Origin of the sequence: Cohnella phaseoli, from assembly GCF_003386235.1 — a bacterium.
GTDB classification, from domain to species: Bacteria; Bacillota; Bacilli; order Paenibacillales; family Paenibacillaceae; genus Cohnella; species Cohnella phaseoli.
The window spans coordinates 220396-244925 of the sequence record NZ_QRDZ01000009.1 but is presented as its reverse complement, the minus strand read 5'-3'; the positions used below and the strand labels follow the sequence as shown (position 1 = coordinate 244925).

Annotated in this window: 23 protein-coding genes; 4 read left to right on the top strand and 19 right to left on the bottom strand. The window is 51.4% G+C overall.

Going from position 1 to position 24530, the window contains the following annotated elements; all coding sequences use genetic code 11:
• Nucleotides 1–21: 21 nt before the first annotated feature.
• A complete protein-coding gene (locus DFP98_RS14000; protein ID WP_246016526.1) occupies nt 22–1281 on the top strand; it encodes an Nramp family divalent metal transporter in 1260 nt (419 codons plus the stop codon).
• Nucleotides 1282–1361: 80 nt separating this feature from the next.
• Here the strand turns inward: DFP98_RS14000 and DFP98_RS13995 are convergent, their stop codons facing one another.
• From DFP98_RS13995 to DFP98_RS13975, 4 genes are all read right to left on the bottom strand, one after another.
• Nucleotides 1362–2012, bottom strand: a complete 651-nt coding sequence (locus tag DFP98_RS13995; protein ID WP_220377096.1) for a TVP38/TMEM64 family protein — start codon at nt 2010–2012, stop codon at nt 1362–1364.
• A 31-nt stretch (nt 2013–2043) separates the two neighbouring features.
• Nucleotides 2044–2919: a cation diffusion facilitator family transporter gene (locus DFP98_RS13990; RefSeq protein WP_116061214.1), complete on the bottom strand. Its 876-nt coding sequence runs from the start codon at nt 2917–2919 to the stop codon at nt 2044–2046.
• Nucleotides 2920–3102: 183 nt separating this feature from the next.
• A complete protein-coding gene (locus DFP98_RS13985) occupies nt 3103–3969 on the bottom strand; it encodes an RCC1 domain-containing protein (RefSeq protein ID WP_246016525.1) in 867 nt (288 codons plus the stop codon).
• Nucleotides 3970–4868: 899 nt separating this feature from the next.
• Complete coding sequence (locus DFP98_RS13975; protein ID WP_116061212.1) at nt 4869–5048, bottom strand: hypothetical protein; 180 nt, start codon at nt 5046–5048, stop codon at nt 4869–4871.
• Nucleotides 5049–5485: 437 nt separating this feature from the next.
• Here DFP98_RS13975 and DFP98_RS13965 point away from each other — a divergent pair, with 437 nt between their 5' ends.
• Nucleotides 5486–6139: a DNA-3-methyladenine glycosylase family protein gene (locus DFP98_RS13965; RefSeq protein ID WP_181917678.1), complete on the top strand. Its 654-nt coding sequence runs from the start codon at nt 5486–5488 to the stop codon at nt 6137–6139.
• Nucleotides 6140–6282: 143 nt separating this feature from the next.
• On the opposite strand, the gene DFP98_RS13960 is transcribed toward DFP98_RS13965, so the two are convergent.
• From DFP98_RS13960 to DFP98_RS13930, 7 genes are all read right to left on the bottom strand, one after another.
• The gene (locus DFP98_RS13960; protein ID WP_116061210.1) at nt 6283–6522 is read right to left on the bottom strand and encodes a glutaredoxin family protein; all 240 of its coding nucleotides are present in this window, start codon (nt 6520–6522) and stop codon (nt 6283–6285) included.
• Nucleotides 6506–7162, bottom strand: coding sequence for an NAD(P)/FAD-dependent oxidoreductase (locus DFP98_RS13955; protein WP_116061209.1), 657 nt, complete (start codon nt 7160–7162; stop codon nt 6506–6508). The genes DFP98_RS13960 and DFP98_RS13955 overlap by 17 nt, the downstream gene beginning before the upstream one ends.
• A 31-nt stretch (nt 7163–7193) precedes the next feature.
• The gene (locus DFP98_RS13950) at nt 7194–8069 is read right to left on the bottom strand and encodes a hypothetical protein (RefSeq protein ID WP_116061208.1); all 876 of its coding nucleotides are present in this window, start codon (nt 8067–8069) and stop codon (nt 7194–7196) included.
• Between the two features lie 171 nt (nt 8070–8240).
• Nucleotides 8241–8420, bottom strand: a complete 180-nt coding sequence (locus DFP98_RS13945) for a hypothetical protein (RefSeq protein ID WP_116061207.1) — start codon at nt 8418–8420, stop codon at nt 8241–8243.
• Nucleotides 8421–8444: 24 nt separating this feature from the next.
• Nucleotides 8445–8978, bottom strand: a complete 534-nt coding sequence (locus DFP98_RS13940; protein ID WP_147310184.1) for a hypothetical protein — start codon at nt 8976–8978, stop codon at nt 8445–8447.
• A complete protein-coding gene (locus tag DFP98_RS13935) occupies nt 8975–9391 on the bottom strand; it encodes a MerR family transcriptional regulator (RefSeq protein ID WP_116061205.1) in 417 nt (138 codons plus the stop codon). Before DFP98_RS13935 ends, DFP98_RS13940 begins: the two co-directional genes overlap by 4 nt.
• Nucleotides 9392–9541: 150 nt before the next feature.
• On the bottom strand, nt 9542–10054 hold the full coding sequence (locus DFP98_RS13930; RefSeq protein ID WP_116061204.1) for a DUF3231 family protein: 513 nt from the start codon (nt 10052–10054) through the stop codon (nt 9542–9544).
• A 223-nt stretch (nt 10055–10277) separates the two neighbouring features.
• Between DFP98_RS13930 and DFP98_RS13925 the strand changes: the two genes are divergently transcribed.
• Complete coding sequence (locus tag DFP98_RS13925) at nt 10278–11036, top strand: EcsC family protein (protein ID WP_116061203.1); 759 nt, start codon at nt 10278–10280, stop codon at nt 11034–11036.
• Between the two features lie 55 nt (nt 11037–11091).
• Here DFP98_RS13925 and DFP98_RS13920 read toward each other — a convergent pair whose 3' ends face one another.
• Nucleotides 11092–11742 carry a glycosyltransferase gene (locus DFP98_RS13920; RefSeq protein WP_181917677.1) on the bottom strand — a complete coding sequence of 217 codons (651 nt, stop codon included), beginning with the start codon at nt 11740–11742 and terminating at the stop codon, nt 11092–11094.
• Between the two features lie 2 nt (nt 11743–11744).
• Entirely contained in the window at nt 11745–12947 is a 1203-nt protein-coding gene (locus DFP98_RS13915; RefSeq protein WP_116061201.1) for an MFS transporter, read from the bottom strand.
• A 300-nt stretch (nt 12948–13247) separates the two neighbouring features.
• Between DFP98_RS13915 and DFP98_RS13910 the strand changes: the two genes are divergently transcribed.
• On the top strand, nt 13248–14591 hold the full coding sequence (locus tag DFP98_RS13910) for a lytic polysaccharide monooxygenase (protein ID WP_246016524.1): 1344 nt from the start codon (nt 13248–13250) through the stop codon (nt 14589–14591).
• Between the two features lie 72 nt (nt 14592–14663).
• On the opposite strand, the gene DFP98_RS13905 is transcribed toward DFP98_RS13910, so the two are convergent.
• The 6 genes from DFP98_RS13905 to DFP98_RS13880 form a co-directional block, all read right to left on the bottom strand.
• On the bottom strand, nt 14664–15335 hold the full coding sequence (locus DFP98_RS13905; RefSeq protein ID WP_181917675.1) for a response regulator transcription factor: 672 nt from the start codon (nt 15333–15335) through the stop codon (nt 14664–14666).
• On the bottom strand, nt 15328–16884 hold the full coding sequence (locus tag DFP98_RS13900; RefSeq protein ID WP_116061199.1) for a sensor histidine kinase: 1557 nt from the start codon (nt 16882–16884) through the stop codon (nt 15328–15330). Before DFP98_RS13900 ends, DFP98_RS13905 begins: the two co-directional genes overlap by 8 nt.
• Nucleotides 16885–16939: 55 nt before the next feature.
• The gene (locus tag DFP98_RS13895) at nt 16940–17788 is read right to left on the bottom strand and encodes a carbohydrate ABC transporter permease (protein WP_116061198.1); all 849 of its coding nucleotides are present in this window, start codon (nt 17786–17788) and stop codon (nt 16940–16942) included.
• A gap of 15 nt (nt 17789–17803) precedes the next feature.
• Complete coding sequence (locus DFP98_RS13890; RefSeq protein ID WP_220377095.1) at nt 17804–18772, bottom strand: carbohydrate ABC transporter permease; 969 nt, start codon at nt 18770–18772, stop codon at nt 17804–17806.
• A 61-nt stretch (nt 18773–18833) separates the two neighbouring features.
• Nucleotides 18834–20240: an ABC transporter substrate-binding protein gene (locus DFP98_RS13885; protein WP_116061197.1), complete on the bottom strand. Its 1407-nt coding sequence runs from the start codon at nt 20238–20240 to the stop codon at nt 18834–18836.
• Between the two features lie 150 nt (nt 20241–20390).
• Nucleotides 20391–24470: a CBM96 family carbohydrate-binding protein gene (locus tag DFP98_RS13880; protein WP_116061196.1), complete on the bottom strand. Its 4080-nt coding sequence runs from the start codon at nt 24468–24470 to the stop codon at nt 20391–20393.
• Nucleotides 24471–24530 lie beyond the last annotated feature (60 nt).

The window sequence follows — 24530 nt, the reverse complement described above, 5'->3', positions numbered from 1 at the left end:
ATGTGAATGGAGATGTTCGTGATGAGCGATCTGTCAAATACTCAAGTGATGTCGTCAACCGGGCGTGTTAAAGGAATTAGAAATCTATTGCCATTCCTCGGCCCCGCTTTTATCGCGGGTGTAGCCTACATTGATCCAGGGAATTTTGCCACCAACATTGCTTCCGGTTCACAATATGGCTACATGCTGCTTTGGGTAGTGCTTGTGTCTAACGTAATGGCCATACTGATTCAAGTTTTATCTGCAAAGCTAGGGATAGCGACGGGCAAGAATCTGCCAGAGGTAGCCCGTGAGAACTTACCCAAATCGGTTTCGTTCGGTCTTTGGATTCAAGGGGAGCTCGTCGTTATGGCCACTGATCTTGCCGAATTTATCGGAGCAGCCTTAGGCTTGTATTTATTGTTCGGCATTCCTTTATTACCTGCAGCTCTTATCGCCGCAGTAGGATCCTTCGCCATACTTGAGCTACAGCGCAGAGGATTTCGCCCTTTGGAAGCCGTAATTGCCGCAATGGTGTTTATTGTGGTTATCGCATTTATAGTGCAGGTTATTTTTGCACAGCCTAACTATTCAGAAGTACTTCAAGGATTTATAACACCACAGTTCAAGGGCACAGATAGCGTAATGATGGCAGCGGGGATTTTAGGTGCAACAGTAATGCCCCATGCCATTTATCTTCATTCTGCATTAACTCAAAAAAGGATTGTCGGGAGGAACGAGGCTGAACGCAAAAGGATATTCCGTTTCGAATTTATTGATATCCTGATTGCGATGTCGATAGCAGGAATCGTCAATGCCAGCATGCTCATCGTTGCGGCAGCTCTCTTTCATAAAAACGGTCTAAATGTTCAGGATTTGGATGTGGCATTCCAGCAGTTTGGCGAAATTACCGGAACTGTCTCTGCATTGTTATTCGGCATTGGTCTATTGTCTTCCGGCTTGGCCAGTTCAGCCGTTGGGACAATGTCCGGAGATATTATTATGCAAGGGTTTATTAGGCGGCGAATATCTTTATATCTAAGGCGGGCCATTACCGTCATACCGCCTATTTTGTTTATTGCAATCGGAGTCAATCCGACTGCGGCTTTGGTTATTAGCCAAATCATTCTGTCTTTCGGTATCCCCTTTGCCCTAATTCCTCTGATCGTATTTACAAGCAGCAAACGAATTATGGGCGATCTTGCAAATCGTCGGTTCACAAACATTTTGGCTGTCGGGATTGCAATGATAATCATCTCGTTAAATGTTTTCCTCTTGGTTCAAACATTCAGCAGCATTTAAAACGAGTAAAACGACCTCTTCAACTAAAAAGCCAGCTTTCACAGACAACGAAAACTGGCTTCTATATTGAACTAGAACATCTATTTCTCCTTCGGGAGTCGAATCGTTGTCGAAAGCTTCGGCACGTAAAGCCAGCGGTAGCCCGCATAAACGGTTATAAGGAAAAGCGTATAAATAATCAGCGGCCACATTATACCGGAAACGCTCGTCAACAGCTTGTCTCCCATTGCGGAAAACAGCACCATAACCGGAAATTTGCCTATTATCGTTGCAATGAAGAAGCTGCCGAAGCTCATACGGCTAATCGCAGCGGCTGCATTAATCGCCGGAGCCGGCACAAAAGGAAGGAGCCGAGCCGTTACTACTGCGAGGAAGGCATTGCGCTCTAAAAATAAGATGAAAAGATCGATCCGTTTGAACTTCGATAAGAACTGACGCCCCTGTTTCTGTAACAACACCCGAACGGCAAGGAATTGAAGAGCTGCGGCTATTGCGGAAGTCATAACATTAATTAAAGTACCCCACACCGGTCCGAATTGAGCTCCCATAATCCCGGCTACGATACCGAAAGGGACGGCGGGTACTGCCGCCAGCAATATCGCAGCTCCGATCATCCAAGGGAGACGTTCCATATCGCTATGTGCCAGCCAGCTAAGCAATGGCTGTTTGTATATCAGGATAGCCGCAATTCCAGCCACATAGAGTAGAAGGATTATCCCCTTTTTTATCATTTTTATATGCCCCCGCACTGCGTTATCTCCATTATTTCGCTGGTTCATAATGAACATGGACCTCGATAACTTCCGCCGATTTCTTTAATTCATCTTCTACCCTTGTAGCAATATCATGCGCTTCTCTGAATTTCGCTTCTGTTCTGATCGAAAGGACGACGTCAACGACAGCATTGCTGCCATATGATCTCGCGCGCAGTTGCTTGACGTCTTCCACCCCTTCCACCTGCTTTACCTTTTCTCTGAATTTCTGGATCGTCGTTTCATCGAACCCATCGGACAAATGATGAGAGGCTTCGCGGAAAATATCCAATGCCGTTTTACATATAATTAGCCCGATTAACACCGCAGTAACTGGATCTAACCAAGGGAGCTTGAATTGGGAGCCGACGATTCCGATGACCGTTCCGATGCTTACTAACGCATCCGAGATGTTATCCTTGGCCGCAGCCATAACGGCTTGGCTCTTTGTTTTGATTGCAAGACTTTTATTGTACCGGAACACACCGTACATCACGGCCGCGCAAAACAACCCGGTCCAAGCGGAGATCGGATCAGGCGACTGCTCGCTCCCTTGAAATACGATCCTAACAGCGTTGATTAGAACTTCGATCCCGACGGCCATCATAATAAAAGAAGCGATTAACGAAGCGATCGTTTCCGATTTCCAGTGCCCGTACGGATGATCTTTATCGGCCGGCTTCTGAGCTAATTTTAGACCAATGAGAACAGCGATCGACGCGACAATGTCGGTAGCATTGTTGAGACCGTCCGCCCTTAAGGCTTCCGAGCCGGATAAGTTCCCCACGATTAATTTCAGCGCCGACAGCCCTATGTAAGCAAGGATACTTATGATGGCTCCTCGCTCGCCTAATTTCAAATTATCGTACCTTTGCTGCTGCTCCATCTTGCCGGCCGCCCCCTTCCGATTGCTTCGTGATATCCATGATATCAATCGCAAATCGTGTGGGTCTAGAGAAACGTTTTTTCACTGGAGTCAAAAAATAGCCGTCGCCTAACAAGTTTGCAGAACGCCAACATGATCCCGAAGCTTCACGACACGAAAAGAAACCGCGATTTACGCGACTTGTTAGCTCTTGGGCAGATTAATATTACCGGGAAGCTGGATGCCCCACCAGTCGCTTACCTCGCATTGGCCGTATTCGTTATCGCCCGCAGCCGCTACTGTGCCGTCGGATCTAAGACCGAGAGTATGAGCGCATCCGGCCGCAACTGCCACAATGTCGCGCCAGTCGCTTACATTGCACTGCCCCTGCATATTCAAGCCTGCAACTGCGACCGTACCATCGGCTTTCAGGCCGACGGTATGATAACTCCCCGCCGCAATTGACACCATATTGCGCCAACCGCTTACCTCGCATTGACCATGCTTATTCAAGCCTGCAGCCGTCACCGTTCCATCCGACTTAAGCCCGACGGTATGCAAGTAACCCGCCGCGACCTCCACGATGTCTCGCCAACTGACTGCATTGCACTGACCGTATCGGTTATTCCCTGCGCTTGATACTGTCCCGTCCGCTTTAAGGCCGATCGTATGCCAGTCGCCTGCCGCTACCGCTACAATATCGCGCCAATCGTAGACATTGCTTTGGCCTTCGTCATTTCGTCCGGCAGCCACTACCGTGCCGTCCGATTTAAGGCCAACCGTACGTCGCCACCCGGCTGCTACCGCGACAATATCGGACCAGCCGTTTACATCGCACTGCTTATGTTTGTCCCAGCCTGTCGCCACCAATGTACCGTCCGCTTTAAGACCGACTGTATGGGAATTGCCCGTATTCGTTGCCCTATGTACATTGCCCGCCGCGACCGCTACAATATCTCTCCAGTCGGCTACGTTGCATTGACCATTTTTATTATCGCCCACTGCCGTCACTGTGCCGTCGGATTTCAGTCCTACGGAATGACGACGGCCAGCGGCTAGCTTCGGAATCATTCGATCCCCTCTCATTCTAATTTGTACACTTCGATGGCTTGATTGATTCCCCGGCTTTCCGTCCCGCCGCCGATTTGCTGAGTAATGTGCTTCATAACCTCGGCATAGATCACTGGACTCTCCCCTTCCTTCTTCCATCTATACAGGTACAAACCGCCAAAAACAACATTTACTTGCCTAACGGCTATCCCTAGACTAATAGTATCAAACTGCATTTGATATTGGGAACACGTTCCGTTCGATGGCCATCGAAATCATTCCCGCAAAAAAAGGCAAACCGTTTATTTCGTTTAATCGCATTATTCATTGCCGCTATTAGCTTGTTTGTCTACTCGGCCGGCGCCGAGGCCAAACCGATTTTTCATCCTCTTAAACTGGACTCTATCTTCCATAACACACAAGGGACACGAACAGGACAACTACACGGTGCATGGAAAAACCGGAACGAGGCTGTCGGATACGGGGCTCGGTTGGTAATGTCGGTTACATTGAAACAAATAAGGACACCTGGGTGTTGCCGTTAACGTGGCCGCCAGCGGCGCAACCGCCAAGTAGCTCACGATGGAAACGTTGAAAAAGATGAAAAACATCCAAGATAGGGCTGGAAATGACCCCGTTGTAAATTTCTTTAACCTCCCTGACAAACAGCTGTCAGGGACGAACGGTTATCATTAAGACAAGAGGAGCTAACAACAATGAATCCAATCACTTCCACAGCAGCAAATTCAAATGACGTCCGCCCTTATCGCATCAAAACCCCGCAGGCGGCTTTAGACGTCCCGGGAACCGTTTGGCGCTTACGCGCTGGCCCGACAATCCAATTTGTGGAATTTTATTCTTGATTTCGTAGAATTGAAAAAAAAGGGAATTCAGTGAGCTTCCCCTTTTTCAAGTAGAAATCATACGTTCTGACTTGGTTTTTTGCGAATGGTCTTCAACTCAAAAGCCTCTTTAGGAATCCCCATTTCTAGGGCCTTTTTCTTTTTAATAACCATAGCCTGCTGCAAGCTGGTAGCTTGAAATTCTATTGCGATCCCGAATGGATCTTCAAACGAAAAGTAGCTCTTTTTATTTGACATAAACTAATCCCCTCTCCGTCATTAACTGTTTTATTTTCACATTAGAGTCTGCAAACTCGTTAATTCTCGGTCATATGCCGGAATCGAATTTGTTCTCGGGCTTCATCGTTCATTCTTGCGGGCGTCCACCTCGGTTCGAACACAAGCTTAACCTCAACCTGCTCCGTCCCTTCAACCGATTTAACTGCTTTCCTGACGTCTGCTACGAAGATCAACGATATTTACGCCGATTTCTAGATCGATTACATCTTCAAGTGCCGTCATAATCCGATTTTCATTCAATTGGGTAGCACATTCCTTCCGTAGTCAGCTCGAATTAGTATGTGTTTTTAGGCTTGAAAAAATTACTTCTCCCATTTCTGTTAAAGCGAGAAAGCTGGAAAATGTATCTTTTACCCCAAGCTAAGGTTGGACTCCAATAAGAAAGGAAGATTAGCTTGTCATACATTTTCGATGTTCATCCGGAAAACGATTATGTACGCGAATTGCGCGAAAACGATGCTTTACTGGACCGGCTTATCCGCCAGATCGGCCCCCTTCGCATTCCGGACCAGCAAGACGGTTTTACCTACCTGGCGAAATCGTTAGTCGGACAACAGCTTTCGGTCAAAGCCGCTGCTACGATTTTCAGTCGGGTAGAGCTTGTATGTGGAACGATAACGCCGGACACTGTCTTGGCTGCGGATGAGGAACGCTTGCGCTCGGCGGGATTGTCCAAAAACAAACTCAGCTATATCCGCAACCTCGCCGAACGTGTTAAGGAAGGTCAGCTAGATTTTGCGGCGTTTGGAGAGATGGATGACGAGGAGGTTGTGCGTTCATTGACCTCGATCAAAGGAATTGGTCGATGGACCGCAGAGATGTTTCTTATTTTCTACTTGGGCAGGCCGGATGTGCTCTCCTTCGGGGACAGGGGGCTTCAGCGTGCGGCGGAATGGCTTTATGTTGCGAATATGGGCGATGGATTATCGCACTTGCAGCATAAACAGGCCGAATGGAAGCCCTATTCTACTATCGTCTCCCTCTACCTATGGGAAGCAATTAATACCGGTTTGATCAATATGAACAATAATGAAGGGGCCACCCCTTGAGGCAAGCAAATTGCTCCGAAAGGATAATTCAGGGTAAAGGTTGAAAGGAACAAGTACCTCCCTCCGACGCAATACGCTCCTGAAATGGAAATAGATAAACCCGATGCAAGGTCATTTCAGGAGCGTATGAGGCAGTCTCCGCTTTAACCGATTAATTTGCCGATTTCAGCAAGATTTTCAGCAAAGCCAATGAAAACCCGATCTCCAATCACAATCGTTGGGACGATCTGCTTTCCAGTCAGGTTCCAGACTTCCTCGGCATACTTGGCGTCTTCTTCGCAATTAAGATTTGTGTAGGGAACCCCATGTTCCTTGAAGTAACGCTTCGCATAATTGCAGTCGCTGCAAGTGGGAATCGTATAGATTTTAATCGATTGTTTCATGCCCGCCACCTTCTTTTCCCATTAGCGTCATATCTTTTAGCCTGTCTAGCGAGATTCGATCTACGAATTTGCCGAACTTTTCCTTGCCCTTTGCATTTTCCTTGTAAAAATCGATAAGAGCAATAACGGTGGGAATAAGCTGCTTCTCCGTCACTCCGGAGCGAAGCAGCTTGGCGAAAGAGGTTTTAAGTCCCTTTGGCTCACCGCCTACGTAAATGTCAAACTTGTCGCGCATTTTGACAACGCCGATATCCTTAATTAGCGGTTCGCTCGTGCCTAAAGCACACCCGGCGTAACCGATTTTCAGCGGTGTAGGCGTTGCAATGCCTGCTATTGCTTCATTTAAGGCAACTGCGGTCTCAAGCCCCGCTTCTTCGGCTCCTTTGCAGAAGTTACAAGCGATAAGACTTTTCGTTACGAAACCTGCCGGGTTCACGTCAAGCCCGATTTGCTCAAGCTTTTCCTTGACGGCATCCCGTTGCTCAAGCGCCACCTCTGCATACAGCTGCTTGAAGGGGGTTACTTCCACTTTGGCATCCGCGCCGAGGACATGACCGATTTCTGCAAGTTGGTTCGGAGTGAACAGGCTGCCTCCGAGTTGAATCGCTGGGCTAATGGCAATTTTGACTGTCTCCCCCATAAGCGTCGCCCTCCCATTCCGAATAATCAAATCAACTAATGTTTACTACGAAAGGTACAGTGAAGACCTTACCTTGATGTTGAAATTGACCCCATATTTTATAGGTGCCGCTTTTCGGGAAAGACGTCATGAATTCAGCCTTAGGACCGGTTGCCTTCTCTTCGACGGGGTGCACATGGAGATATTGCTCTGCATCTTCCGATAAAATGACGACATGACCGACTGCGCCGAGATATTGCTCCAGATCGCGGATTCCTTCTTTTGTCTGCGCGTCAGAAATATTGAATACAAGCGTGACTTCTTCATTTGCCTTCGTACTGCTTAAGGTAAGCTCGATTTCTTTGTCGTCGATCGCTTTCGTAAGCTGCGCATCAGCCTTAACAGGTTCTGGCGACTTTGCATTCCCCTCTACCTTTACCCACTGACTGAGCGTCGTATTCGTGCCTGCTTTCGGAACAAAATCGGCAAAAGCCTTATACTCTCCTCCATTTGGGAACGACATGCCGATTGAAAATTGACCATCGCCCTGATCGTTAGGATGGATATGGTTGAAATAGGAAAGGTCCTTGCTTACGACAATAAGATGCATCAATTTTTCATGGTTTAATTCGAATTCTTTTACTGCATCCCCGTCGGAGTCCGTGATCTGAATATGCAGTTCTGAGTTTTCGTTTGCTTTCACCGATTCTGTCGAAAACGAAAACGACGCTTTATAGTTTGCCGATTGTTCGCTCGTTCCATGATCGCCGTGGTCGCCGTGACCCGCACTTGGCGTTGCGGAGTTTTCTTCCTGATGACTTGTGCTGCCGTGGCCGTCCGAATGGGCGTTTTCTTTTGAACCTCCGCAAGCCGATAGCACACCGATAGCCAAAGCGCCCGTTAACATAAGCATCGTTTTCTTCTTCATCTTAAATTCACTCCTGTTCAAGTCATGTTTGGCGAATTTTTTCCCTCATCCATAGAATACCCCACCACCCTATAAATAATCAATCTTTTTTTACCCCCCACCCCTATTTGGGTATGTCTCATGCCAAATACCCCCCGCGGCTGCGGAGGTTCACAGGCTATTTCATGATAATCATGGATTTGCGGCAATTGTTGGAATACTTGTAACGGCGCGAATCGTAACGTCAGGCAGCATTTGTTGAATTCTTGCTTTGGCGTCGGCAATATCTGTCGCTTGGACATTCCGATAATACACAACGCCGTAGCGATCCTGATATTCTACCGTATATTCGGTTTGTTCGTTATCCGTCATTGCAGTTCCCACCCGTCGTTTTATTTAAAAATCCACCCGGTACAATTGTTCAAGATAGGCATATTTATTGTTTCTTAATTCATAGGTCCTTGGGGGCGATATCGTCAAGTCATCTGAATCGGGCCATTCTGCTGCACTGTTTCTTAGCTCCTTCACACGTTTAATTACCTGTTGGTCCAGCTCCAGAGTCTCCCCTATCTCCTCTTCGGCAACAAAGCGAATGACGATCCTGTCGCTTACCTCTACCCATCGATCCTCGCTATCTTTGAAGCTCACCGTAACTATTACGAAGGATTCATCAGAGTGAACTGCATGTTGAGTGTACAGTTCCAGGAGCGCATCTTTACCTTGCGCCTCCCTATTAATGAGGATGCCGCTGGATTCACTTTCTTCATGACCATTTAGATTGGGAGAGCGATAGAGTCCAGTCGGCAATTGAATGCGGACTTCAGCTTTTTCGACAATTGAACCTTCCTCAGGCAAGAGCTGAATCCATAGATGATTCATCCCTTCTTCCCGCTCCATCATGGATTTGGCCAATCTCAGACGAAGCATCAATTTGCGTCCTCCTTTATGAGCCGGGAAACGGATTCAATAACCCTTTGTTTCAATTCGGCGGAAACTCGGGGACTTAGCGTGATTGCGACATCCTCGTTAATGGCGAGCGTTTCGTGTTCCAGCACCCGATTAGAATCATACAGATACAGCTGCCGACCAATTTTCTCTATTTCTTCCGGCGCGAGCGACATTAACTTCTCTTGTATAGACGCTAAGCTTTCCCCGGTTCTCGTTAAGGTGACGATGGCTCGAAAAAAATGAATATGCCGATCCGTGTATACTCTTTTATTGCCGAGAAGCTCCAAGGCTGGCACCATTCCGATTTGCGTGTAGTATCTTACCGTTCGTAAGTTCATTTTGGGATCATCCTGCTGCAAAATCTCTGCGATTTGCTTCGCAGTGTAGCCCGTCATAATAAACACTCCGATCAATATCTATTACAGTTCAGTGTATTGTGTACATTTTACTGTAACGACGGTCGTCGGTCAAGAGGATATAATCATTCGAATAAAAAACCGAACAAAAAGAAGAGCGCCGACACGCGGGGCTCTTCTTTCTTGCTTCTAGTCATTCTCCGGTCTTTTTATTTGTAACGGGGGCGGTATTAACCAGCCCTTTTCCTTTTGCATTCTAAGCATTCTCGCGGCTAGCCCTACTTTTTCCGTATGGTATTTTAAAAACAGGGCTGCGATATCTTCTCTAATGCAAATACTCATCGCCGCACTGCAAGCCCCTAGACCGACGGCTAAGTTCACGCCGAGAGCGACTGCGATCTCTTGGTCCGCAAAGCGTGCTCCTTCCGGAATGTCCTCCAATTCCACGCTAGGTTTCTCTGCCATTTCGGGCGCAGGGGTGATGCCATTATCAACCAGGAGACGATCCAATTCCTTGATCTCCGATTTGGCTTGATCGATGTAATCGGAGATGAACTCTTTTAAGTCATGATCTCCCGCATGGTTGCGATAAATTTGGAAGCACGAAACTGCTCCTTTAGCCGCTGCGGAAGATCCCCATACGCCGAATATTTCTCCGTAATGCATCGGTTCGTCTTTCGGGTTACCGCTTAAAATTCCCAAGGTCCATCCTCATTTCGCATGTAATTACTCGACGTAGTATGGCACTGCTCGATCCAGATTATCCATAAGGGTCCGGTTAACAAGTCCAGAGCCTGCCCTTTCCTGCCTCTCTTAGGACGCCGCTCCACGACTTTCGTCGGGTCCCTTCACCTTCTTCGGTCTGTTTTGCATAACGATATTATCCGGTATACTATAGCCGAGTCTTTTAGAGGAGCGATTGGCCATGAATTATGAACAGAAAGCGCGCGCAGAAATCGCCGCTTGGGAGCAGCAATTATTCAAGCCGCCCGGATGGCTGGAGAAAACCTCGAAGGCGATCGGTAATCGAATTAACAACCTCATTCCTGCCAAAGCGCAAGACCTCATTACGACCACGATAAAGTCGATCGTGCGCACGGCGCTATTCGGCGCGGAATATACCCCTCAGAGGCCCGTGCAGCGCACGCTTAATCTAGAGCTGCACGATCAAGAAGCGAAACAATTGTTTTCCTTGTATCAGAAGATCGCGGTTGCCGAAGGCGCAGGCACAGGAGCGGGCGGCATCCTGCTTAATGTCGTAGATTTTCCTGCCTTAATCGCGATCAAGATGAAATACTTGTTTGAACTGGCTCATAACTACGGATACGATACGAAGCATTTCTCAGAACGGGTATTCATACTTAAGGTTTTCCAAATGTCGTTCTCCAGTCCGGAACAACGCGCCAATTTGCTAAAGTCGATCAAGAATTGGGATGCTGAAAAGGAATTGTGGTCCGCGGAAACCGAATACTCCGAACATATGAACTGGGAGACGTTCCAGAAGGAATATCGCGATGCAATCGATTTTCGCAAGTTATTGCAGATGGTGCCCGGGATCGGGGCTGTCGCGGGAGCCTGGGCGAATTACACCATTCTAGAGGAGCTTGGCCAATCCGCAACGAACGCCTATCGTTTGCGACGATTAAACGCCTCTGCAGAGAAACGAAGCATTCAGAAAACGTAAACCAAATAAGATCACCTTCTCGCCATTTCACTCTGACAAGAAGGTGATCAATGCCTTAAAATTTTGCGGGGAACTGCTTAACTATTCCCTCTGTCAGGAAATCCGCAAAATGGATCATATGGGTCTCGTTTTTGTCAGTTGCTGCAATATCCGCTTTCCAGTCCCCTTTGAGGCAGCTACGCACGATTTCCGTGATCAGCTGCAGGTGCGTGTAGAGCATGTCCTGCACCGCTTTGAACGGCAAATAGGGATTCGATTCGCTTAGAAATTTGGCGATATCGTCTGCGTTCCTGTGCCAATCCGTCTCCAATTTTTGCACATCCGTCTGATTTCCCGTTTTGGCAGCCTCTACAATTTTCCCTGCGATGAGAATATGCTCAGTCAGAAGCTCGGCCAGTTTATTGCCCGCAGCTTCCCCGTAATAAGGCTTGATCACATTGCCAATGTCCTGCTGGTTCCGCAGGAGTCGGGCCAATACGTCCTTCTGGTCAGGACGATTGGATATCGCGCTGACAATATAGCTTCTCGTCCAGATCGTATGATCGATCCAAACTCTTTGCATTTCGCTCTTCAACTGCACCATTTTGGGGCTGAGGCAGATCGCAGCCTGTTTTTTCTCATGCGCGGATACGGATATTGCGGGCGACGTCAGGCTAAAAACGAGCGTTAATGTTAACGGCAGCGCCAGCAACCATTTGGCTTTCATATTCATCTGCTCCTCTGTTCAGGCTTGATCAGAAACCATGCGACTAACGATGCCGCAAAACAAGATGCGCAAAGGGTTAAGTAAAAAACCGACGGCGAACGCGAAATGATCCAAGCCGTAAACGGCGGTCCGGCCGCTACGCCGAGGAAACGAATGCTGCTGTAAAAAGACATAACCGTTCCCCGCTGCTCCTTATCGATTCCTTCGGTCAACAAGGCGTCAATGCACGGAAGCGCTGCTCCCAGGCCGATGGATGCGGCGAATAGGAAGCCGATAATGACGATTGTCGAATCCTTTTTCAGCAGTCCTAACCCGAGCAAGCAGGCTGCGGCAACCAAGAAGCCTGCAACTCCGATCCATTTCATAAGCTGCTTTTTTTGTCCAATCCATTTGCCGACAAGCCACGATGCCGTACATAAGCCGGCAAGAGGAATCGCAAGAAGCCCCCCTTTTCCGATCCCGTCGATGCCTTTTTGCTCGAGCGTTTCCGACAAAAAGAACAAGGTGCCGAACAGGACGAACATGCTGATTCCGCCCGCGGCGTAAATCGCCCAAATCCAACGTCCCTTCTGGCGATAAATCGACTTTATCGAGTCGACGAATGGCTTGAAGGGCATCGCCTGTTTCGATTCCTTCGGAACCTTCACCCACGCCGCAACAAGAATGAAGGATATCAGGCTGATGGCCGGAATCGCCCAGAAAGGAATGTACCATGCCCACAAGGCTAACGCCGAACCTAAGACCGGGCTGAGAACTTTGCCGAACGTATTGGCCGTCTCGACGATCCCGAGCCCGTTGCTGACATCGTCCTCGTTGCGAAACAGGTCTCCGACAAGCGGTAAGACGACGGGAAAGCATGCCGCTGCGCCGAGACCTTGCAGCAATCTGCTCCATAGGATCAAACGGTACGGATGGTCGCAGAATGTCGCCGCCCAGCCGGCAAGGCCCCCTGCTGCGGCGACGAGGAGGAGCCCAGGCAGTATCACCTTTTTTCTCCCTATCCGATCTGAAAGATATCCGGTCACGGGAATAAAAAAGATCGCAATCACTGCATACGAAGTAATGATCAAGCTCGCCTGCAGCGAATTGATCCCTAATACTTTCTGCATCATCGGGATAACCGGAATGAGCATGGAATTGGCCAGCGTCATCCCCAACGGGATCGTCGCGATAGACGCCAGGTCCCTTTTCTTCTTGGATTCCATTACGGGACCTCCCAGTCAATTTCCGCAATTGCTTCCGTTAGTATGGCCTGCCGGAGGAAAATTACCACAGACGAGCTCTTCCTACAAATCTCTTCGTGCTCTAATGATGTTTTATTTTTGGGGTGTCCCATAACAGTCCTAAAGTACTAATTTTTTTCTTTGTTTCATATTCTTTCACGTCATGTTATACATGGCGAAGCAAATAGTCCTAATTTTAGAGGGGGTGAGCATTCTCTAGTGTAAAACCTTGTAGAGGTTTTGTTCCGGTTCAGTCGGGAATTGAAAAAAGGAGGAATGGGATTGTTTAATTTAGGTTGGGCTTCTCTGAGGCAGGTAAAGCTTTTCTTTGTAAGCGGTATTCTTTGCGCGCTTGTTTTTGGAATGTCGACTGCGGTGTTTGTGCAAAAAGCTTCCGCTCACGGCAACGTAACGAACAGCCGGGCAGCGCTCTGCGCCAATGGTCAAAACCAGAACTGCGGACAAATCATCTACGAACCGTACAGCTTGGAAGGACCCAAAGGCTTCCCGACGGGAGGGCCCCCGGACGGAAAGATTGCCAGCGCCAATACTTGGTTTACGCAGCTCGACCAACAATCCGCCACCCGCTGGTCTAAAGTAAATATCAGCGCTGGGTCCTACACCTTCAACTGGTCTATTAAAGTCCCTCATGCCACGACCAGTTGGAAATACTATATTACGAAGCAGGACTGGGACCCGAATGCTCCTCTCTCGCGCGCTTCCTTCGATCTCACTCCATTCTGCAGCGTAAACTCCGGCGGGGCGCTGCCGGGAGGAACTTATTCGAATACTTGCAACATTCCTAGCCGTACAGGATACCAAGTCATTTTAGCGGTGTGGGAAATCTACGATACCAATAATGCGTTCTACAATGTCATCGACGTTAATTTTATTAACAATCCTGATCCAATTGCTCCTTCCGCTCCATCGAACGCTACGGCGTCCAATATCGACACGACCACGGCAACGATAACTTGGGGAGCTTCCACCGACAATGTCGGCGTTACCGGCTACGGCGTTTATAACGGCTCTAACCAAATCGCGACAACGAACGGAGCGCTTGTGGCGAATTTGACCGGTCTGACGGCAAATACGACCTATAACCTTACGGTTAAGGCGTTCGACGCCGCAGGCAATGTTTCCACTGCAAGCAATACCGTTACCTTCACAACCCTGCCAGTAATCGGGCCTGACTTAGAACCGCCTACTGCCCCATCCGTTCTTCATGTGATGGGTACGACCACCTCCACCTCTGTTCCTCTGATGTGGGCCGCATCGACAGACAATGTCGGGGTGAAAGAATATCAAATCTTTAATGGCGGCGCTTACGTAGCAACGGTGCCTGCACCGTCCGTACAGCATACTGTGACGAACTTGACGCCCAATACTGCGTACGCCTTCATAGTAAAAGCCGTTGACGATGCAGGCAATATTTCGGCGGCAAGCAATACGCTGAACGTGACAACGCCTTCTGCCCCTACCACCTATCCGGCATGGAGCTCGACAACTGTCTATGTCGCAGGCGATAAAGTCACCTACAACAACGCCAACTATGAAGCGAAATGGTGGACGCTTAACGAAAAACCAGGCACATCGGCCGCTACTGTGTGGAAGGCGATTCCTTAACCTTATGTGATCCAGAGAAACGGCCAAACCGTATTTGAGTCGGTCTCGGACTGTCGAGCAAGTTTCGACAGTCTATTTTTTGTACACATCGAAAATTTTCAGCTCCCTGAGATTGGCGACAACCTCCTTCATGCTGCTTTGGTTGAATTTCTTCAGAATCTTGTTGACCTGCGTCCGGATCGTCACCTCTTCGACGGAGCGTTCCTTGGCGATATTCCGGTAGGTCAACCCGTTATAGATCGAACGGACGATCTCAAACTCCGAGGTCGTCAGCTTGGATACGATGTTCAGCGTGTAGATCAGACTGTCCTTCTCGTTACGCAGCTTGGCGAATTCGCCCAATATTTTTTCGGCGATCTCGGGCCGCATGAACAAGCTGTTGCGGTGCGCGCTGCGGATCGAATTGACAATGTCGGCGATCGAGCTTGTCTTCACGATAAAATCCAACGCTCCGGCTCCATACGCCTTAAACATGACATCGTCTTCCTCGTGGATCGTAAGCACGATAATTTTAATTTCGGGCAGTTCCCCTTTGATTCTCTGGATCGCACGAATGCCCGCATCCTCCGTCTCCATTTCGATATCCATCAGCATGATGTCCGGACGGACCTCGCGCGCCAGTTGCACTGCTTCTTCCCCGTCGGACGCGACGCCAACCGCCTCCATGTCCTGCTCCCGATCGATGATCATGCGAAAATAATCGCGAATATCCTCAATATCGTCAGTCACCGCTACCTTAATCATGTCTGCTCCCTCCCCATCCTGTATACCCACCATTCAGGCTCGTCGAGCCTTCTCCGTCAACGGGCAGCAAGATACGAAACGTCGTATATTTTCCTTTCTCGCTCGTTACGGTAATGAAGCCAAGATGCGCTTTGACGATCCGATTCACGTACGAGAGCCCGATCCCCCAGTTTTCGTGTTTGGATTTGGTCGTATAGAAAGCATTAAAGATTTGCTTCCGCGCTTTCTTCTCGATTCCCGTTCCGTTGTCTGTGACCGCAATCGTCGCCCAGTCGCCCTCCGCATCGATCTCGATGCGGATTTCGCCCTCTTCCCTTCGGGCAGCCTGAATCGCTTCGACCGCATTGTTCAACAGATTGGCGACCGCCTCCGTCATATGGTAGCTGTCAATATAAGAAGAAACTCCGAATTTCGCGTAACGCTTATCGATCCGAATCGCCTCTCCAACGTTCAACTTGCCCAGTGCATCCTCGACGACGTTCACGATTCGGCAGCGGCTGGGACGCACGTTAATCTCCTTGATCGCGTCGATCACTTTGGCCGACTGTGAGAGCGATGCCTCGCTGATCTGCTGCAGCCGTCGAATCGCCTTTAAGCCGTCCTCGGTTCCATAGGCGTGTTCCGCTTGTTCGGCCAATATTTTCACGGTAAACATCGTATTTTTGAAGGAATGAAAAACGCCCTTCAGATTATGATTCAAGCCGCCGACGTTGCGGTTGATCGAACGGATCTTGAATATCGTCGTCGCATCGATCCCCTTGAACAGAATCAGCGTAACCGCCGTGACCTGGACGGCAAGTAGCATGACGAGAGGCAGCAAGCGATAGTAGAACCCGGGCGCCTCGCGAGACGGAAACTGCAGCAGCCGAGCCGCATCCGAATACAAATAAAGCTGGTTGTACGGACCCAAAATAAAGATCGCGATAAACAATCCGTTCATGATCAGCAAGCTGATGACGAGAGAGAAAATTTGCTTCCTCTTAAATGAAATTCGCGAATGGCGATAATAGCTGAAGAGCAGCCAGACGGGCCAAAACAAGTAAAGCAATATCCAGGCAATATGCAACGCATCAGCCGCTTGCAGCGCCAACCTCAGCGTTCCTCCCCCATTGCCACTAGCCAGCCAAATGTAGAACGAGTATCTCGTTTCCGGTTCGTAAAACCAGACATAACCGATCGGCGGCAACGCAAGCAGGCCGGCGCGCAGCCACTGGCCGGCTCTCCCCTTGTTTCTTCTCCGGATGAATTCCAGAGCAAACAGAGGAAGCCCGACCAAGTAAACCGCGATTCCGACCAGTTGCAATCGCACTGTATCGTAGTAATTGATTTTCCAATGGCTTAAATAGAGATAGATTCGATAGTCCAGCGCATACAGGGCATGCGAAGGATACTGATAATTGCCGAGCTTCGCGACGTTGAGAATCATGCCGAGAAAGGATAGACTCATCCCGGTAATCATCAGCACGAACAACCAGGAATAGCGGTTGCGATAATTCCGCACAAGCATGAAAATGGATAGAACGGTTAGCAGCAAAATGGTGTAGATCATAGCTAGTCCCTCCCGGCCGTCCTTCTTCCAATGTAGCAGAGGAACAGCGCCGTTGTCACCCCTTAATCGCGCCGCTGGTTAGCCCCGCTACGAAATACCGGTTCAAGATCAAATAGACCGCAAGCATCGGCACGACGGACAGCATCGTTCCCGCCAGCATCAGGTTCCACGAGCTTGCCGCCTCTCCGGCGCTGCGAAGCGCCACAATGCCTACCGACAAAGGACGCTGATCGGGATTGCTTAGCGTAAACACCATAGGCAGCAGGAACTCGTTCCACGCGTATTTAAAGGTAATAATTCCGATTGTAGCGATTACCGGCTTCATCAGCGGTAGAATAATATTCCAGAACGTCCGGAAAAAGCTGCAGCCGTCAATGATCGCGGCCTCGTCCACCTCGTAGGGAATCGAGTTCACAAAGCTCCGGATGATAAAAATATTGGCGATATGCATCCCGAATATGCTAATGACGATAACGCCCCATAGCGATGTATTGAGATGCAGAATCTTGGCGATCTGCAGTAGCGGATACAAAGTGATGCTGCCGAACGACAGAAACATCGTCGCAGTGAAGGCTGCGAACAGCGTCGCCTTGCCAGGGAAACGACCTCTGGCGAATACGTAGCCGGCCATCGTCGACACGAGCAGCGTGCCGAATACGATAAACGCTGTCATGTAGACGCTGTTCCACGTATAACGCTTAAAGTTGGCCAGCGTCCACGCTTCCTTATAGTTCTGAAATGTCCATTCGATCGGCAGCAACCTCGAGGCGTGAGCGAGTATCTCTTGATTGGACTTGAACGATGCAAACAGAACGAAAACGAGAGGCATGAGCGCGAAGACAAGAACGATACAAAGAAAAGCGTACATCGCGAGTGTGGAAATTCGATTAACGGTCGTGTGCATGGATGCTGCCCTCTTTTAATAGATTTTGCTCATGCGACGGGTCATCCAGAAATAGGCGGCCGTGATCAGGCCGATCAGAACGGCGGTGACGAGCCCCATCGAAGCCGCGTAGCCGATCTGCAGCGCCTCCGGTCCTTCCCCGTAGCGGAAAAAGTATTTGAATATATACGTCATGACGACTTCTGTGGAGCCGCCTGGCTGTCCGTTCGTCAGCACAAGCACAAGATCCGTTACCTTTAAACTGCCGATAATCGCCAGCATAAGTACGACTTGAATGACGGGAGCGAGCATGGGCAGCGTAATTCTCGTGAATTGCTGAACGCGGCTGGCGCCGTCGATCTCCGCGGCCTCGTACAGATCCTTCGGTACGCTCTGCAGACCGGCCAGAAAAAACAGCATGTTGATGCCGAAATTCTCCCACACGGATGCGGTTGCAATGACAAACATGGACGTCCATTTGCCGCCGAACCAGTTGACCGACTCGCTGATCGCCCTCAGATCGAGCAATACATTGTTGACGATGCCCTCGAACGTCGCGAACAGAAAATAGAATAGCAAGCCGATCACCGCTACGCTGACAATATTCGGCATGAAAAATACGGTGCGGAACAGGTTGCGTCCACGCACCTTGCCGTTCAGAAGCACCGCCAGCAGCAGCGCCAGCGGAATTTCCACCGTCAACTTGCCGAACGCGAGCACGACGGTGTTGAGCAGACTTTGCCAATAGCGCTCGTCCCTCATAAAGATACGTTCGAAATTGCCGAAGCCGATGAATGTCGCTTGCACGCTGTCATAGTCGTACCATGCCCAACGGAGCACCCAGAACACGGGATAAATCGTAAATACGAGAAACCCGAGCAGCTGCGGCGAGAGCATGAGGTACGATTGAACGGCGATTCTGGTCATTTGGGAGGCGCGGCTGCGTCGGTTTCTGTTTGTGCCGGCGGATAAACCCTCCGTGTACGCATTCGAGCTTGGGTTCATCTTTCTGTCCTCCTTTAAGAAATCGGCGGAGCCAGGTCGCTGACCCGCCCCGCCAATCGTTTTACTTCACGCGAAAATCGAAATCCGGGTTCAAGAATGCGGAAGGATCGACTGTGCCGTCCTGGATGCCGGCCTCCAGCGCTTCGCTGTAACGCTTGTCCAGATCGGCCAGCGCTTCGTCGATGCTGACGCTGCCCATCCAGAGCTTCAAGAGCACTTGCGCATGAGTCTCGCCTTCAAGCTTAATCGTTGGCTGCCCGTGATGCATATAAATGTTTTCGTTGCGCCCGAATTCCGCCCAGCCTTTGGCTTCCGGCGCTTTGCTCGCCAGCTGGATAATGCGGTTGTCATAAGGCATATACTTGCCTTCCTCGTACATTCTGACAAGGAATTCATCGCTGTGCAGCCACTTGTAGACTTCCATCACTTTTGCGGAATTGGCGCTTTTCGCCGTCTTGGATACGCTGATGAAGTCGGAGACGGAAGCGAATTCTTTATACCGGTTCGCCGTGTCGAGAACCGGAATATCCGCTGCTCCCCACTCCATAGTCGCAGGGAATTGGTCGTTAAGTACGCCGACGTCCCAGGAAGCGCCCAGCTTCATGGCGACGCGGCCTTCCGCGAATTGCGCGCGGGCAGGGTCGTTGTCCAAGCCTTCCGGCCCCGGGAAGTAGCTCTTGTCCGCTTTAATGCCCATCAGCCATTCCAATGCCGGCTTAAAGCCGGCAAAATCGTACTTGCCCGTGAGCGTATTGTAATAGTTGTGTCCGATGCTCGACACCCACGGGAAGAACAGCTCCCAGTCGAAGTATGAGCCCCATTTCAACGGCAACGCGATGCCATATACTTTCTCTTGCGGATTCGTCAGCTTTTTCGCGTACTCGCGAACCTCCGCCCAAGTTTTCGGGGGCAGCGCCTCGCCGTTCGCGTCGACGATGCCCACTTTTTTGAACAGCTCCTTGTTGTACAACAGCTTTACGTTTGTGACGTTAAAAGGCACGGAGTATACTTTGCGCTCGACCGTGAAGGCCGGGTGACTCAGCATCCCTTCGTACTTGCCGAGGAATTCGGCGCCGCCTGGCAGCTCCTCGATCGGGATAATATCGCCGCGCTTAACGTAATCCACCTTGGGCCCGACAACATAGAACAGCTCGGGCGCTTGACCGGACGCCAGCGCAAGGTCGAGCGCCTGCTTGTAATCTCCGCCCTGCACGGTATATTCAATCTTGATTCCTTTTTCCTTGCCGATCGTATTATTGAATTCGCCGACCATCTCGGTCACAAGCTCTTTCGTATGTCCGCTGTTCGTCCATACTCGCACCGTCTCCATCTTCGTAGGCGCGGCCGATCCTGTCCCGGCCCCGGCGGATTCGCCGGCCTCTCCCGAGTCGCTGCCGCTGCAGCCAGCAAGCGCTGTCACCAGCATGGCGGATGACAGCACCGCTCCGATTTTTTTTAGCTTGTGCATGATTGTTTTGCTCCCCTCTAGTTTCTCTCTCACATTGTAAGCCAAGCTGCAGAGCCGGATAAGTATCAATTCATATACAACATTCGTTCCTTCCCCGCCTCTTCACAGAACAAAATGTTGTACAATTCCTATCCGGCCCCGCCGTTTATTTTATTTCACAAAAATATCGTCGAAGCTGGCCGGTTGGTTAGTTGTGCTCAGACCGATCGACCCGCTCCCGAACGTTGCATCCGTGACAGACGCAACGATGAGGCCGTTAAAGCTCAGTGTAAGCTGATCGCCTTCGACTTGGAAGCGCATACGGTGGTAGACGCCCGCAGTCGGATCGATCGAAGCCGATGTCGCCAGCACCGTGCTGACTCCGTTTACCCTCTTCAGAATGCGGAATCGATTGTCGCTGCGCGTGTAATAGGCGAAATAGTAGTTGGCCGCATCCGTATAGCGGGCATACATCGACACCCATGCGCCGGCATTCCACGAATCCACTCTAAAGCTCGTCTCGAAGCTGTAATCCCGCCATTCGCGGGAACCGTTCATCGAACGATTGGCGGACGGATCGCTCGCACGATAGGCATAGCCGCCTCCCGCGCCTCCGGACGATACGCTCCAATTCCCTCTGTCTCCCGTCCAGCCGTAAGCTTGGCTGTCCTCGAAGTCGTCGCGGAACCGATAGGGATTCGACACAGTCCAGTCGTCGATATATGCCGGCTGATCGCTTGTCGCTACCCCCGCCCTGCCGCTTGCCAACGAATCGTCGGTCGCCGCAAGCGCGCAGATATCGTCAATGCATCCTTGCAGCTTCTTCCCGTTCACAATCAGCCGGAGCTCGCGCAGTTCTCCTAGTTCCGGTGCAGGAACGAGGGATTCGGCAAGGATCGTTTCTGCGCCTTCGCGCCGTTTGACGAGACGGATTTTGGTTTCGGCCGGCGCGTATTCGAGTCGATAAAAGTTGTCTTCGTCCGTATATCGGGCGACGAGCGATACGACGCCCTCGGCGTTCCACGTTTCTGCGCCGATGCGCGCCGCAACCTCGAAGTCGGCCCATGCCGTGTGGCCGGTCACAACCAGGCTGCGCTGCGTATCCGTCAGCGACATGACGCTCTCGTACACGGCTTGCGTTACCGATGCCGCACCGGCAACGACGTTCCAGCCTGCGAGATTGCCATCGTTGAAGTCGTCCTTATGCAGCAGCTTATCGTACTCGTACACCCATGTGCCTGCCGAGGTGGCGATATAGACTTTGGCTGCCGTCGGATGAAATTTGACATGCCAGATGTCCGCTTTTCCGGGAATGTCCGGCACCTTCATCCAGGTTTGTCCGCCGTCGTACGTCTCGAAGAGTCCCGCCCCCTGCGCCCGTTCCACATAATCGGCGCCTCCGGCGACCAGATGGTTCGCGTTGAGCGGGTCCTGATCGATGCTGAACATCTCGATGTCTCCGTGCGGGTGCGCGAGCAGCCCGTTGCCCGCTGCAAACTTCGTCAACGTGGCACCGTCCAGCCGATATACGCCGTCATTGGCGGCAAGCCACACTCTGCCGGGCACGAATTTGTCGGCAAGCAGCTCGCGGATCATTAACCTGCCGGACGGATCCGAGGCCGGCAGGTCGGCGATCGCCGCCCAGGTTGCGCCGCGGTCGTCCGAACGGTACACGCGGTTCAGCACATTTCCGTTCTCGTCGTACTCCTTCTGGCTGTAAATCGTGTTCGCGGAATAGACGATATCTCCATTAAAAGGCGATACGGCCAGCACGTCCCGCGGCAGGAACGTCCAGGTCGCTCCGTTATCCAAGCTGATTCGGTCGTCCGCATAAATGATCTGAGATTGCTGCGGATGATAGGCGATCGAAGTCAGCAAATTGCCCGTTGTGCCGTTAAGCTGCTTAAACGATTGTCCGCCATCGCGGCTCTCGGCGATAAGCGACGAAGCATAGTTGCCCACCGAAATCCACAGATGATTGCGGTCATTCGGATCGCGCGTCATGGCGCTAACCGTCTTCGCGTTGGATAGCTCCGGCACGCGAATCTTGTTCGCCTGATCGGTCGTCAGCTCGTAGAACATCGGATACAGCGCCGACGAGCCGGGATCGACGGACTTGGCGATGCCAATGTCGGTCAGGCCGATCAGCACGTCGTTGTCGTTGGCCTCATCGAATAGAAACGCGCGGGCGCGAGCGCCGGAATAGCCTGAGTTGGAAATCTCGAACGTCAGCCCGCCGTCCGTCGATTTGAACAGCTGCGCCCGAAAGCTGACCCATACGGTGTCCGGATCGTGCGGATCAGTCGCCACCGCTTCGCCTTCCCAACCGCGCTCGCTCTGGTAAAATACCGGCTCCAGGCGCAAGGTCGGCTCGCCGCTCCAGGTTGCCCCCATGTCGTTGCTGACGCGAAACGGATACCGCATCGCATGCAGCGACAAATAGAGTCGCGAATGCCCTGCTGCATCCGGCGCGCCGAAGACGGCGCGCTTTAGCGAGCTGCCTGCCGGCAAACCCGCCGGAGGTGCGATCGGCTGCCAAGTAGCTCCGGCGTTATAGGTGACGTACATCGCGTTCGCCCCGGCGATTACGGCCCATGTGTCGCTATCGCTCGGCAATACCGCCAAGCTGCGAATATTGGCGGAGGACAATCCGGCGGATTTCAGCGTCCAGTTCGCTCCGCCGTCTTCGCTGGCGTACAGCCCGCCTCCGTAAGTGGCCGCGAGCAATCGGCCGCTGTCCGCATCGTAATTCAGTTCCGTGACGATCTCGCCGTCCAGTCCGATCGGCGTCCATGTCTCCCCGCTGTCGTCCGAGCGAAATACCCCTTCTTCATGAAAGGCCGCGTACACGATACGCTCGGAGCCCATCTTCGGACCGAACTGAATCAAGCTGCCGCTGGACCGAATCAAGTACCCGTCGGGCAGCCGCGAATAATATGCGCCCTGCAGCACCTGCCGCCAGCTGCGCCCGCCGTCTTCGCTCTTGTACAGTCCGGCTCCGGGCGTCACGACCGTCTCGTAGTCTGCGGAAGCGGCGGCGAACGCCAGCCTGTCGTTCTCCGGGTCGATCGCGGCGTCGATTACGCCTGTCGCGGAAATTCGGCTGCCGTCGTCGCTGATCCGCCAATTCGCCCCGCCGTCCTCGCTTCGCCAGACCGAATACGTATCGATCCCCATCAACATCAGATTGGGGTTGCTGCGAGACAGCTCCAGCGTCGTGATCAGCTGTGCGCCTTCTCCCCCTTTGATTCCTTGTGCGACCGATTCCGGGGAGGTCAGATGCAACTGCGCTAGCCAAGGCTTGTAGCTTGTCGTCGTCAAGCTGTCCTTCGCCTCCGGAGCAGTACGGAATGTTCGCACTACCTCCGCCGCCAGAGGACTTCCATCCGCATAACGAACCGTTGGCTTAATCGCGATTTTGTACGTTTTGCGATAGCTGAGCGGATCGGGAAGCGTAAACGTGTAGCTCCCCTGCTGCGCGGAGTACACCGTATACGGGACCGCCGTGTTGCCGGGCTCCCTGGTGACGACGATGCTGGACGGATTCATCGTTGCAGGGTCCATCGCTTTCTGAAACGAGATCGTGATCGTCCGTTCATTTACAGGCGTCTCCGGCGCTCCGTCGTTTGGCATGCTAGCCGCTACGACCGGCCAAGTTGCGACCAGCTCCGGCTTGTTCGCGGTATCCTCCCGCGAATTGAAATATACATCGTTGTTCCACGCCGTCGATTTCAGATAGAACGAATAGATGCCGTCCCCCTGTATCGCATTCGTCACATCAAACTCTATCCATGTGCCGCTGTGAGCGGGGTTGGTCACGGAGCCGATCGCCGCTCCGGGCGTCGGCCGTGTCTGCCATGTCACGGTCGACTCCGACCATACGCCGGGATCGGACATTTCGTACAAACTTGTCGTCCCGTTAGGCACTGTGCTGCCGGGATAGGTATAATACAAACGGAGTTTCACCGTATATCCCGGTCCTCGTTCGTTCATGCCCGAGACGTTAAACTTCAGCATCGATTCGCGAAAATCGACGCTGTTTTGCTTCACATGCAATCCCTTCACGGACGACCCGAAGTTCGTATTGGCGTTGCGCGATTCCACTCGCGCGTCTTCGGTCGGATACAGCTTTAAGGTGTCCGATATGCCCGAAGCGGCCTTCGACACCCCCGGAGGCCCCCCTACCGTCAGTATCGCCAACAATATGGCCCACACTGCCAACTTGCCGAACTTGCCCAAGAAGTCTCTCATAGTTAGCTTTTTACCCTCTTCCTCTCTTCGGATGATCGCGCTTTCATTCTTGGCGGGACG

Bases quoted from the DNA above. Each gene is read 5' to 3' on its own strand.
- DFP98_RS13900 (WP_116061199.1), bottom strand. From the start codon at position 16,884: ATGATCTACACCATTTTGCTGCTAACCGTTCTATCCATTTTCATGCTT.
- DFP98_RS13920 (WP_181917677.1), bottom strand. From the start codon at position 11,742: ATGAAAGCCAAATGGTTGCTGGCGCTGCCGTTAACATTAACGCTCGTT.
- DFP98_RS13935 (WP_116061205.1), bottom strand. From the start codon at position 9,391: ATGACGGGCTACACTGCGAAGCAAATCGCAGAGATTTTGCAGCAGGAT.
- DFP98_RS13890 (WP_220377095.1), bottom strand. From the start codon at position 18,772: ATGAACCCAAGCTCGAATGCGTACACGGAGGGTTTATCCGCCGGCACA.
- DFP98_RS13915 (WP_116061201.1), bottom strand. From the start codon at position 12,947: ATGGAATCCAAGAAGAAAAGGGACCTGGCGTCTATCGCGACGATCCCG.
- DFP98_RS13960 (WP_116061210.1), bottom strand. From the start codon at position 6,522: ATGAAACAATCGATTAAAATCTATACGATTCCCACTTGCAGCGACTGC.
- DFP98_RS13925 (WP_116061203.1), top strand. From the start codon at position 10,278: ATGAATTATGAACAGAAAGCGCGCGCAGAAATCGCCGCTTGGGAGCAG.
- DFP98_RS13950 (WP_116061208.1), bottom strand. From the start codon at position 8,069: ATGAAGAAGAAAACGATGCTTATGTTAACGGGCGCTTTGGCTATCGGT.
- DFP98_RS13975 (WP_116061212.1), bottom strand. From the start codon at position 5,048: ATGTCAAATAAAAAGAGCTACTTTTCGTTTGAAGATCCATTCGGGATC.
- DFP98_RS13885 (WP_116061197.1), bottom strand. From the start codon at position 20,240: ATGCACAAGCTAAAAAAAATCGGAGCGGTGCTGTCATCCGCCATGCTG.
- DFP98_RS13995 (WP_220377096.1), bottom strand. From the start codon at position 2,012: ATGATAAAAAAGGGGATAATCCTTCTACTCTATGTGGCTGGAATTGCG.
- DFP98_RS13945 (WP_116061207.1), bottom strand. From the start codon at position 8,420: ATGACGGATAACGAACAAACCGAATATACGGTAGAATATCAGGATCGC.
- DFP98_RS13880 (WP_116061196.1), bottom strand. From the start codon at position 24,470: ATGAGAGACTTCTTGGGCAAGTTCGGCAAGTTGGCAGTGTGGGCCATA.
- DFP98_RS13955 (WP_116061209.1), bottom strand. From the start codon at position 7,162: ATGGGGGAGACAGTCAAAATTGCCATTAGCCCAGCGATTCAACTCGGA.
- DFP98_RS13990 (WP_116061214.1), bottom strand. From the start codon at position 2,919: ATGGAGCAGCAGCAAAGGTACGATAATTTGAAATTAGGCGAGCGAGGA.
- DFP98_RS13895 (WP_116061198.1), bottom strand. From the start codon at position 17,788: ATGCACACGACCGTTAATCGAATTTCCACACTCGCGATGTACGCTTTT.
- DFP98_RS13985 (WP_246016525.1), bottom strand. From the start codon at position 3,969: ATGATTCCGAAGCTAGCCGCTGGCCGTCGTCATTCCGTAGGACTGAAA.
- DFP98_RS14000 (WP_246016526.1), top strand. From the start codon at position 22: ATGAGCGATCTGTCAAATACTCAAGTGATGTCGTCAACCGGGCGTGTT.
- DFP98_RS13905 (WP_181917675.1), bottom strand. From the start codon at position 15,335: ATGATTAAGGTAGCGGTGACTGACGATATTGAGGATATTCGCGATTAT.